This is a genomic window from Bifidobacterium eulemuris (assembly GCF_014898155.1).
In the GTDB taxonomy this organism is placed as follows: Bacteria; Actinomycetota; Actinomycetes; order Actinomycetales; family Bifidobacteriaceae; genus Bifidobacterium; species Bifidobacterium eulemuris.
Map to the genome: position 1 here is coordinate 1,234,235 of NZ_CP062938.1, position 12,139 is coordinate 1,246,373.

At 54.8% G+C, this 12,139-nt stretch carries 8 protein-coding genes; 2 read left to right on the forward strand and 6 right to left on the reverse strand.

Going from position 1 to position 12,139, the window contains the following annotated elements; translation table 11 throughout:
- Positions 1-61: 61 nt before the first annotated feature.
- The 6 genes from BE0216_RS05570 to BE0216_RS05595 all read right to left on the reverse strand — a co-directional run bounded on the left by BE0216_RS05570 (position 62) and on the right by BE0216_RS05595 (position 8,793).
- Positions 62-2,434 carry an alpha-L-arabinofuranosidase C-terminal domain-containing protein gene (locus tag BE0216_RS05570; protein ID WP_094637349.1) on the reverse strand — a complete coding sequence of 791 codons (2,373 nt, stop codon included), beginning with the start codon at positions 2,432-2,434 and terminating at the stop codon, positions 62-64.
- Positions 2,435-2,437: 3 nt separating this feature from the next.
- Positions 2,438-3,400: a carbohydrate ABC transporter permease gene (locus tag BE0216_RS05575; protein ID WP_094637350.1), complete on the reverse strand. Its 963-nt coding sequence runs from the start codon at positions 3,398-3,400 to the stop codon at positions 2,438-2,440.
- Between the two features lie 49 nt (positions 3,401-3,449).
- Positions 3,450-4,442: an ABC transporter permease gene (locus BE0216_RS05580; protein ID WP_226805708.1), complete on the reverse strand. Its 993-nt coding sequence runs from the start codon at positions 4,440-4,442 to the stop codon at positions 3,450-3,452.
- A gap of 208 nt (positions 4,443-4,650) precedes the next feature.
- Positions 4,651-6,246, reverse strand: a complete 1,596-nt coding sequence (locus BE0216_RS05585) for a type 2 periplasmic-binding domain-containing protein (protein WP_158217240.1) — start codon at positions 6,244-6,246, stop codon at positions 4,651-4,653.
- A 205-nt stretch (positions 6,247-6,451) separates the two neighbouring features.
- A complete protein-coding gene (locus BE0216_RS05590; RefSeq protein WP_094637352.1) occupies positions 6,452-7,471 on the reverse strand; it encodes a LacI family DNA-binding transcriptional regulator in 1,020 nt (339 codons plus the stop codon).
- A gap of 161 nt (positions 7,472-7,632) precedes the next feature.
- Positions 7,633-8,793, reverse strand: a complete 1,161-nt coding sequence (locus BE0216_RS05595; RefSeq protein WP_094637353.1) for a glycoside hydrolase family 43 protein — start codon at positions 8,791-8,793, stop codon at positions 7,633-7,635.
- 218 nt (positions 8,794-9,011) lie between these two features.
- On the opposite strand from BE0216_RS05595, the gene BE0216_RS05600 reads away from it, so the two are divergent.
- Together BE0216_RS05600 and BE0216_RS05605 are read left to right on the forward strand one after the other, a co-directional pair.
- On the forward strand, positions 9,012-10,595 hold the full coding sequence (locus BE0216_RS05600; protein WP_094637354.1) for a family 43 glycosylhydrolase: 1,584 nt from the start codon (positions 9,012-9,014) through the stop codon (positions 10,593-10,595).
- A gap of 292 nt (positions 10,596-10,887) precedes the next feature.
- Positions 10,888-12,132, forward strand: coding sequence for an ATP-binding protein (locus BE0216_RS05605; RefSeq protein WP_094637355.1), 1,245 nt, complete (start codon positions 10,888-10,890; stop codon positions 12,130-12,132).
- Positions 12,133-12,139 lie beyond the last annotated feature (7 nt).

The window sequence follows — 12,139 nt, forward strand, 5'->3', positions numbered from 1 at the left end:
TTTCATATGGCAATGTCCACGCGGCTCCCAGAGAACAGCCCAGGAACCTCATGGCGGGCATTCAGCCCTGCTCGCCGTCCGGAATGGACAAAACGGTGAATGACCAAGCGGGAACGGTGACCATCGAAGACACGCTCAGATCCACTATGTCGTCTACGGGAGCAGTCGGGGAGGCCTCATACCGCACGCCGGCCAACGGATCATCTCCGGTGAGCGTGCGTATCGACGAAACCGGAAGATCGGAACGCCCCAGCGCCTCCTTCACATCAACCGCCACAGGTGATCCCATGGCATTGGTGATGCGCAGATAACTGGTTCGTTTCCCACTGTTGTGGGCTAAAGCCACCGTTCTGCGGATCTCCTCTCCTCTTTCGACGCCGCTCATCAGCTCGCTTCCATCCACGAGCACACGGACTTTCCGCCCACGGTCGGACACTAGAATCCGAAGCCGCCAACCATCACCGGGCTGGGGCTGTCCCTCCGTCCGCTGACCCACGGTAGACACGGCGGCGATATCAAAACCACCGCTTTCGGAATATGCGGTGATACGCGACATATTACGACTCAGACGAATCTGGTCGTACACACCTGCATCGATGTCGCCGAAATCAAAGAAGAAATCGGACTTCCCAGCGAGGTATTCCAGATGTAAGCGAATCTCATAGTCATCAGCATGAAGGTCAATGTCGGGGCATTGCTCCAGACCGGTGAAATAAGTCATGTCCGGCAGGCGACGTATCTCGCCGTCGCTCATACGAATCTCGAATTCGGTGATAGAGAGCTTGAGATCGCCTCCCCACACCTGATCATGGGTGAAGCGTAGCCGCACCCGGTCGGAAAGTTCACGCACGCTTCCCACGACCCCTTCGATTTCAAGAGGAACAGCTGTGTCGGCGATCGTATCGGCATACATCTGCTGCACCCAATAGCTGTAGGTGCGGTGCACATGCTCGTTGTCAAAGTAGATGAGATTCGGGTTCCAACCGGCATGTCCATTTTTGCAGAATAACGGCGCGTAAGAGGCCATGACCACGGCGTCTCCGTTGGCTTCCATGCGTCCCATGATTGCGGATTCCGCCAATCCGTTAATGAGTCCGGTGCCCCATGAGCCGTATTCTCCTAAATACACCTTTGGCCCTTGACGATTAACGCCATCCCAATGGTCGAGATGACGGAACCACCAGCTGGGAGAACGGTAAGAATGCTCATCGACGATAGGAACGCCAAGTTTGCTCGCGATACGCCAGCCTTCGTCATAATCGCGTCCTTCCGGGTCGGGACCGACGGTGCCGATGACTGTGATCTCGGGATGAGCGGCCCTGACGGCCTCATAGATACGGGTGAACCGATCCTCGAACACCGCATCAATGCGGTCCTCATTGCCAATGCCGAGATATTCCAAGCCGAACGGATCGGGATGCCCCATTTCCGCACGCTTGGCCGCCCACTCATTGTCCGCAGGATCGGCATTGCAGAAATCAATCAGGTCGAGTACTTCCTGAATATATGCAGGCATGTCCTTCAGCGCGATGGGAACCGGTCCGGAATCCGTGTTTTGACAGCCCACCCCCGCTGGGAGTATAGGCAGTGGCTTGGCTCCGATGGTTTCGCATAGAAGAAAGTACTCATAGTATCCGATGCGGAAGGATTGGTGGTATCCCCAACAGTTGAAGTTGTGCGGACGATGCTCCACCGGACCAATGGTGTCCTTCCACCGGTACATGTTGTAATAGCCATAGCCATGGGCAATGCATCCTCCGGGGAAGCGCATGAACCGCGGATGGAGCTCGTCCAGGACCCTTACCAGATCAGGACGGCAATGCTTCAACCCTTTATAGGCGGCACGGGGTTCAAGACTGACGAAATCAAGTTCGAACACGCCTTCGCTCAGAAAGGTCAGACGGAAAGCGCCGTTAGAAGCCTCACCCTGCGAGACGAGCTCAAGGGTCAGCTTTTTCCATCCAACGGAATCACAGACCAGCAGCCCCTCGGCCAGTACCTGACCATCATCGCCCAACAGCTCAGCACGCACCCGCTGGGGGCGTCCCGATTCGGTGCGGCACCACAGACTCAAGTCATAGGACTCCTTTTTACGAAACACCATACCGTCAAAGCCTTCATTGGTCAGACTCGCCGGAGCCTTGCCGATTTCGACGATGGCATAGTGCGGATTCTCTTCAGCCACTGGAGAGTCGATGCCAAGAGAGAACGCCGCGAACGAGTCTTCAGGCACGGACTTGGTCCAGAATGAGTAGTTGCTCCAATGCTCCGAGCTCGAACGGCAGTATTCGAATGCACCGTTCTGCACGAGTTCGCTGGCGATACCACCGTCCGCACAGGCATTGATATCCTCGAAAAAGATTCCCCACAAATCGTCGCTGACACGATGGGAAGAAGCGGACCGTCGCACATGGATGGTTTCGATGTCTCTCATAGGTCACCCCTTGACCGCGCCGATCATGACGCCCTTATTGAAATACTTTTGCAGGAACGGATATAGAACGAGCAACGGCAGCGTGGAGACGATAATCACTCCGTATTTGATTTGGTCGGCCAACTGTTGTTGTTCGGCGGCGTTCGCCATGTTCACATTGCCCTGCTGCGCGTTGGTCTGATTGGCCAGTAGGATATCGCGCAGCACATTCTGCAACGGATACTTCGCGGAGTCACGGATGTACACCAGACCAGTGAAGAAGTCATTCCAATGGCCGACAAAATAATAGAGACCGACGACCGCGATAATCGCACTCGACAATGGCAGGACGATTTTGAAGAAGTGTCCGAAATAGGTCAGCCCATCGATCTGCGCCGCATCATAGAGCTCATCGGGAATCGACGTCTCGAAGAACGAGCGCGCGATGATGAGGTTATACACATTGACGGCGGAGGGCAGAATGAACACCCACATGGTGTTGAGGATGCCGAGATTCTTGAACAGCAAGTAGTTCGGAATCAGACCACCGACGAAAAACATCGTGAAAGTTAGCAAAAACAGCAGCACGCGACGGGATTTCCATTCACGTCGCGACAAGGCGAACGCCGCAGGCAGCGTGACGATCATGTTGAGTGCGGTTCCAACCACCGAATACAAGATGGTGTTCGCGTATCCCTGCCAAATGCGACTATCGGCGAAAAGCTTCTCATAGCCTCCGAAATTGATGCCTTTCGGCAAGAACAGGATCTGCCCTTGGGATACCATGCCTTGATTTGAGAACGAGGCGATGATGACAAACCACAACGGATAGATGATGGCGAATACGATTGACGCCAGCATCACAACGATGATGATGTCGGCGACCCAGTCGCCCATCGTTTTATGAGGCCGGACCTTCGGATTCCATGGAATATCGGCGGAAGTCAATTTAGAGGTTGGAGAATCGCCTGCGAGTGCGCTTGTCATTGGGATACCTGACCTTTTCTGACGGGTTTGCCTCATACCACTTCTCACATCAGTAGATGCTGGTATCTGAGACCTTCTTCGAAATCGTGTTCGCCGCGACAACGAAGATGAAATTGATGAGCGTGTTGAACAGGCCAATGGCCGTGGAATAGCTGAACTGGTTGCCAAGGATGCCGATGCGATAGACATACGTTGAAATGACCTCGGAGGATGACAGGTTCAGCGCGTTTTGCATGAGGAAGACCTTTTCGAATCCGACCGACAGCACCGATCCCATCTTGAGAATGAGCATGACGCCGATGGTCGGCATGATCGTCGGCAAATCGACATATCGAATAAGCTGGAGGCGTCCCGCTCCATCGATTTTCGCCGCCTCATACAAGCTAAGATCCACGGAGGAAAGAGCGGCAAGATAGATAATGCAGTCCCAGCCGACATGCTGCCAGATTTCACTGACCCAATAGATGACAGAGAACATGCCTGGGATGGCCATCAGACTGGTGTCTCCTGCGAAACGACCAAGGATGCCAGCGGTCGGATCCAGGAAGATATTAATCATGGCGACGATGACCACCGTGGAGATGAAATGGGGCATGTAGGTAATCGTCTGCACGAATCCCTTGATTTTGGAGTTGCCAATCTGGTTGATCAGCAGCGCAAGGACGATCGGGCAGATGAAGCTCATCACCAAGGTCCACAAGGAGATGCGAATAGTGTTGACCATAATCTGTCCGAACATCGGTGACATGATGAATTTGCTGAAATACTTCAGCCCCACGAACTCACCCCCGGAGATGCCTTCTCGGGGATCAAAGTCGAAGAAGGCCAGACGGAGGCCATACATCGGGGCATAAGCGAACACCGCCACGAAAAGCAGACAGGGGAACGTCAGCACCCACAGCCGCCATTTCGGCCCCACCTTCGAATCCAACCATGATCCAATTCGCGCCGGCAACGATTGCCCGTGCAGTAACGAGCCGCCACCCTCATGACGACCCCACGCCGCCGCCGGGCGAACCACCTCATCCACTCTCGCACTCATTCTCTTTCCTTTCGTCCAAGGCCTCACTGCACTTGACAGAACGAACACATCGTTCTCATAACGTTATGATATCACAACGTTATGAGAAAGCAAGTTGGACCAACGCGAAGAGGGCGGGGTGTGGAGTCCACGCAGATTCCACACCCCGCCCTCGTTGATTCAGATACGACTCAGACTCAAATCTCAGCCCCAGTCCTATCCAGAGCAATCACAGTTTGGCATATTCGTCATACCACTTCTGCCAAAGCGCAATGTTGTCTTCAACGCCCAAGGCCTTGATCCTGTCTTGGAACTCGTCCCATGAGGCATCGTCAAGGCCCCCGTTACTTACCCATTGGGAGACTTGAGTCACCACATAGTTGAGCAGCTGGGTGCGGTTATCGGAAAGTGTTTTTGCATCCTCATCGTTCGGGATGACATACCCCGGCCAATAGTCGTCGCTATCAAGCCCAGGAGCTTGGTCGCGGTAGATGCGCGTCGTCTCATCGAAATGCTCCACCGGATTGTTTTCAATCGTAATGCCCTCTGGGAAGTACGAGTATCCGCGGTTGCCCATGCCGTATTCGCCGGCGGACACGGCATCGTACTGCTCCTGAGGAATCTCATAGCTCTTGTCACCGAGTTTTGTGACATACTCACCAAGATCACCGAAAAACTGAGCTACCGACACATCCGTGTCCATCATCTTTTCAACGACTTTGAAGATAGCCTCCTTGTTGGGAGCGTCAGCTTTGATAGCTATGCCATCATACGAGGCCAACTGCGCCTGTTCGGCCGTGGCATCGGCAGGATCGTCGCTGGAGGACGGCACCGGAATGGACACATACTGATCCGAGAGACCACCGAACGATGTGGTGTCCCAAGTGATGGCCATGCCGGTGATGGCGGTCTCGCCATCGGACTGGAGCTCGGAGTTCCACTTCGAATCGTCCTTGGTCCAGCCCGCTTGAGGGATCAGCCCTTCGCTGGTCAGTTCACTGAGATATTCGACCACCTGACGGAAATTCTCGGTCTGCAAGAAGTTGCCGACCTTGCCATCCTTAGCGTAGATCCCTTCAGGACCAGCGGGAGACATGGTCATGGCGGTGGAGATACCCGTGGAGTTGATGAGCTGGAATGGTGAATACCAACCGAAGCCGGAGGTCTCCATCGCGCGGATATTCCACGGAATCTCGTCGGCCTCGCCATTGCCATTCGGATCCTGGGTCTTGAACGCCCTTAGCACTTCGGTCAACTCATCCCAAGTCCGAGGAATATCCAACCCTAGCTTGTCGAGCCACGTCTTGTTGATCAGGAAAGTCTGACCGGTATAGTTGCTTTCGCCTTGGGACACCACATCATTAGGGATCTGGTAGATGTTGCCGTCCATCGTAGTGGCGGACTTGCGCGCGTAGTCACGGTCTTCGAAGAACTTCTTGACCGACGGAAGCTGGTCCAGATCATCGGAGAGGTCTTCGAAGTAAGGATATCCGGCCAAATCGGACTGTCCGAACAGCGCAATGCTGATGTCCGCCACCTCTCCAGAAGTTAGCACGGCGGCCTTCTGCTGCTGCCACGCGTCGACTGAGACAGTGTCCCACTGGATGGTGCAGTCGCATGCCGCCTCAAGTTCTTTGAACCATTGAGTCTCGGCGGGATCGATCTTTGTCAGAGAGTTTTTCGTCGACATGATGGTCACGATTGGCTTGCCACTGTCATCAACCGCGGCATCGCTGCCGCCGCACGCTGTGACGCCCACCAGCATTGCAACGGCCACACCCGCAGCAAGTATCGAATTAACCCTACGCTTCAGCGAAGTGCTCATCGCGTTCTTCCTTTCCGGCTTCAATGCCTCGCACAACGACCACCGCATCCCTTTGCCGTGTCATATCGTTATGATAATCATAACGATATGACACGGCAAGATATTTGTCAAATCGTTATGAGAAAGGTTTGATGCAATCAGGAAACGGGAAACATCCAAAGAAGGCGTAGATAACCACCTTCCACAGGATCACGGACCGCTCACCTCAGCGAGAAGACTCACGCACCAGTAACTCAAGCCTTGCCTCTTCACGGCGGGGAGGACCGTCATAGCTCCCCTCAACTCTGGACTTGAGCATATCCACGGCTTTGGCGGCCATATCCTCGATATCCACGGAAACCGTGGTCAGGCTAGGCACCATATAATTGCCAACAGAAATGCCGTCGAACGCCGAAACCTTCACCGCATCAGGCACACGAATGCCTTTGTCCGCGAAACCCCTGATCAATCCCAATGCCAAGGAATCCGCCGCGCACACGATGCCATCGTATGGCATCCCGTCCTTGAGGATTCGCCAAGCGGCCTCACGTCCGGGTTCAACGGTCCAAGCCGCGTCATACATATTCTCAACGCGATATTCCAGGCCGCCTTCGGACAAGGCAGTAGCATATCCTCTCTTACGAAGATCCCCGCTGTTTGTTGGATCCAGCTCCGCGAGCGGCGCGTAGGCACCTCCAACATAGGCGATATTCGTGCAGCCTCGTTCGATCAGATGCTTCGTGCTCAGACGAAGCCCTTCCTCTCCGGAAATAATCACCGTGTCCAGCACCAAACGTTGTGAAAAATCATCGACAAGCACCACATGCTTGCCCATTCCCAACCGTTTCAGTTCAGCCGAGTTCATACCGCCGGCATTGGTGATCAGTCCGTCGCACGGTTGATCGGCCAATCTACTCACAGCCTCACGCACCGTCTTGACGTTGGCTCCAGTCTGCACCACCAAAGCCTTGTATCCCGATTTCTCGATTCTCTGAACCATGGCCTCAGCCATTCGCGAATAAAAGTATGGGATGTCAAGCTCGTGCACGCCGACCTCAAGCACGCCGGTGCGCCCGTTACGGAGATTGCGGGCGGTCTGGTTCGTGGTGTAACCGAGTTTTTTTACAGCTCTCTGCACCTTTTCCATCGTGTCTTGAGACACATACTGCCCGCCACGCAAGGCATACGAAACCGTAGCCGGCGACACATCGGCTTCCTTCGCCACATCTTTAAGTGTTACCACCATGTTGATGCCTTATTCCCTTGATTATCCATCAGATGCCACGTCACGCTCGCTGGCAGTGTGCCATCATCGCAGCCGAGCCCCAGCAGAGCGCCTTCTTGCACCCATTCTACGTCAGAGACATAGATATATCGGGAGGAGCTCCTTTACAAAACGCAAGGACATCACTCCACGCCGATACGACCATCGTTGTCACGCAAACGGTCGTATTCGGCCTTCGTCAACGAAAGAACCCCGCCATGCTTGGTATGCGGCGCCATCACAAAGTCCGGAGTCTCAAGATATTCAAAGCCTTTGTCCGGATCGACGGCAACCATCGGCCGGTACCCGATGGAGGGAATCACATCGACATACAGATACACCTTATCGTCGCTATGGGATGCGAATAAGGCCGGACCTTCCACTCCGGAGGGATCCCTATCGGGCACATACTCTACGCCTATGTTCTCCTGGAGTACGGTCCACTCCGCGTCGTCCTCCCACCAGCGACGCGCGTCAGTGGCATCCAACCAGATACCGGGCCTCGGACCGTTGTCTTTGGTCGCACGATAGGTGCGGATCTTTCCATCGGGCAGCCTTCGCTGCAACATCGTGGTGTCGATGGTGTTATGCCCACGGTCAATGAACGTGCCCCCGAATTCAAAAGTCTCGTTGGTGAAATCGCGAGTGGCTCCCCACATCACGCGATCATACGCCGAAGCATCGGAATGGTCCGGGTCAGAGGAATCGAACAATCTGCTGGACCAGTACACAACAAACGCGCCGCGTCCGCCTACATGCCCTTGAGGATGGTAATCCGGCACCCACAGGCATTCCGGAGCCCAGGCCATACCCAACTCCTCTTTTCCGCCATCAGGGCGGCGTGACACATCAAGTTCCCAAGGCTCACTCCAGTGCACCAGATCTTCGGATTTCCAAACAATAAGTTTGGTGCTACCATGATGGCTCCAATGCGTCCACTTGATGCTCCAATACGACTCCCAGTCCTGTTCGTCGGGGTCGCACCCCTGAAGATCTTGTTCAAGGACGATATCGTCGCCACCGAACACACGTAAATCTGTGGCGATGATATACACGGTACCCGTTTCCGGATCGCGTACAAGATACGGGTCCCGCACACCGGTCGTGCCGAGATTAGACGTGAGAATGGGAGCACCTCCGTTCAAAGGATGCCAACGCTCCGGGTTGTCTCCTTGTGAGACGTCAAGATAGATGCGTTCGGCGTAGCCCTTGTCATCCTCCAGAAAATGAACCAGAAGATATCCATAAGGATCGGCAGGAGGCTGGGGTTGAGGAATATTGCAAGCGGAGACAGCGTCCGTCATCAGAAAGTCCTTTCTCATCAGCGATAGAGCGCACGTCGATCATATCATAACGATATGAATTCTGTGCAGCTCGCACGCCTCCCCGCCAAGCAAAAACGCACATAAGTCGCAACCAAACACGCATTCGCTTGCCCCATCCGTCTCATATCGTTATGATATTCATAACGATATGAGACGGATGTCGTGGACATCTGCGCTACACACAATAAGGAGCATCGATGAAAAGGGACGTCACCATCACCAATCCCGTCCTGCAGGGAGTCTTCCCCGACCCCTCATGGATGTGGCATAACAATGAAGCTTGGCTGGTGACATCGTCTTTCGGCCAGGTGCCAGGCCTACCTATCCATACGTCCCGAGATCTATCCCATTGGCAACGTCGCTGTTCGGCGATCGACGAAGAGATGGCACGTCGATTGTTCCTTAAATATATCCGTACCGACAATCACGGCATATTCGCCCCCACCATCCGAGAATTTGGAGATGCGATCATCATCGTCAGCACTGTGATGGAAGTCATGGTGGACAAGGCGTTGGCGGATGGAGCAGATCCGGATGAGATCAACCGCTTGCGAGCAGCGAACGGAAATTTCGCCTTGGTTTCGCGCGACGATGGTCTCACTTGGGAAGGGCCACACTGGATTAAAGGAGCCGTCGGCAATGACCCGGACTTCTTCATAGACGCCGATGGCACCACATGGTGGACGGCAAGTCGCCCCTCCAGCTCACCGCGTTGGCCATTTCAATCCGATATTTGGATGCGCAAGCTCGACACCGAACGATGGCGTCTCGAAGGCCCTGAACGCATCATCTGGCATGGCGCGGTGGAGGGAGCTACATGGGCGGAATCGCCGCATATCTTCCTGAAGGACGGCACATACTATTTGCTGGCCGCCGAAGCGGGTACCGAACGCCGCCACGCACAGTCGGTGGCACGTTCCGATTCTCTGAACGCATGCTACTACGAGAACAATTCACGTAATCCCATCCTCACGCACCGCACCTTAGGAGAGGGATTCCCCGTACAAAATGTCGGACACAGCGATATGCTGCGCGATGACAACGGCGACTGGTGGGGCGTGTGCCTAGGATCGCGCGTTGTGGAAGGATATAGTTTCATGGGGCGCGAACCTTTCGTCTTCCCAATAGTTTGGGAAGACGGGTGGCCAGTTTTCACGCCGGGCGACGCCTTGCTGCGACGTCGAATCATCAGGGGACAAGAAAACACCCGCCACGGGTATCAGCTGGGCGACATAGCTTCGCAAGAAGGCAAGAACGAAACCGACAGGGATCGCCATATCGAGCAGATAAATCCGAACGACTATCTGATGCTTCCCACTCAACCTCAATGGATCTGGACCCGAGTCGATGATTTCGATTACGAAGTACTGTTCAATCCCACACTGATGCATGAGGCGCGGATTCAGCAAAACCGAGACGTGTTCGCTTCTATTACGACCGATAGCGACAGCTCGTCTGTGGTCGCTTGCATATCGAACAAAGGTACCGTTCAAGAGATCGGCCGCACTGCTTTGCATCATGATGAATGGTATTCCGTTCGACTCGTCGGGCGAAGCGTCCGTTTTGCGCAAGTCCCAGCGCCAAATTGCATCCCGAACACGGAACACCCACTCCTTGTGGGCAAAGGCGCGGCTGCCGTGGAATCCGTCGCAGCAGGAGGATGGCCTGTGATCAACGGCGGTCTGGACATTCCTGACTCGTCGTTCGCATACGCTGACGCAGCATTCCTGAGTACTGAAAGCGCTGGAGGATATATAGGCTGTCTTGCCGGCGTCCGGTAGCACCGCAGATTCACCGGACCATCACAGCAAAGGCCCGGCCCGGCCTGTCGATATCAGCCGCAGAATCACGGCTAATCCCTGAGAATGCGGTCCACAGATGAGAGTCCATCGCAGGACTGACGTGCCACGACCGACTGCTGCTGATCACGGATCAGCCCACATCGGCAAAATGTCGAATATGGCCGACACATTGCCAATATAATCCCCAAAGTGTCGACTATACTCGACAAATTAACCTTGAACACGATATAATGTAGGGTATAGTCGACGCATCCGAGAGATTGGGATACCCATGAATACCAAATACCGTGTTCTCCGCCCCGCCTATCTCCGACAGCTGGAACCCTACATCGACACCGAACAGGTGAAAGTCCTGCAAGGCGTTCGGCGCTGCGGCAAATCGACGATCCTCGACATGCTGCGCACGACCCTGCTGGAACGCGGCATACCCCAGCGCAACATTATCCATCGTCGATTCGACGAATTCGGCCTTCCCCAGCACATCACAGCGCAGCATCTCACCGAGGATCTCACAGCCGCATTCGCCGCCAGCGACCCGGATGTCAACCGCTACGTGTTTCTGGATGAAATCCAGGAAGTCGAAGATTGGGAAACCGTGGTACGCGGATTGCACACGACCCAGGGCATCGACGTATATATCACCGGATCGAACGCCCATTTTCTCTCCAGCGATCTTGCCACTCTGCTCGCCGGGCGCACCATCGCATTCGACATCTACCCACTGTCATTCGCCGAATACCGAGAATTCACCGCGCAACGCGACCCCAGCCAGACGCGCTCCAACGATGAGTTGTTCGCCGATTACCTTCGATTCGGCGGTATGCCCAGCCTGTTTTCGCTACGTTCCATGGATGAGGACGGCATCACGAGAGAACTCAGCTCGATCTATAACACCGTCATTCTCAAGGACGTGGCGGAACGATTGGGAATACGCGATATCGCCCTGTTGAACAGACTGGTCGCCTATCTGTTCTCCACCTCGGGCAACCTGTTCTCCACTCGCAAAGTCGTCGGAGCGCTGGTCAGCTCCGGACGACGCACCACTTCGGAAACGGTCGAAAGCTACATCGAAGCACTACGGCAGGCGTATATCCTGCACGAGGCGCCGCAATTCGGACTGCAGGGCAAGCAGACCCTCAATCCCTTAAGGAAGTTCTACGCCGTGGACACCGGTCTGCGCAACATGTCGACGGGGTTTTCCACCAACGATTTGGGCTTTCAGCTGGAAAATGTGGTGTACAACGAACTGTTGCGCCGCGGGTGGCGCGTTTCGGTCGGCACACTGCGCTCAGGCAAGGAGATCGACTTCATCGCCACCAAACTCGACGAGCGCGAATACATCCAAGTCACCGAAACCATACTCGACGAGACCACCCGCAAGCGAGAACTCGCCGCGTTCCAGGAATTGCACGATGCCTTCCCGAAAACCCTGCTCACTTTGGACCGATACCGAACCGGCATCACCGAGGACGGCATTCGCATCATCAACGTGGTGGATTGGTTGTTGGACAAGTAGCCGCGCG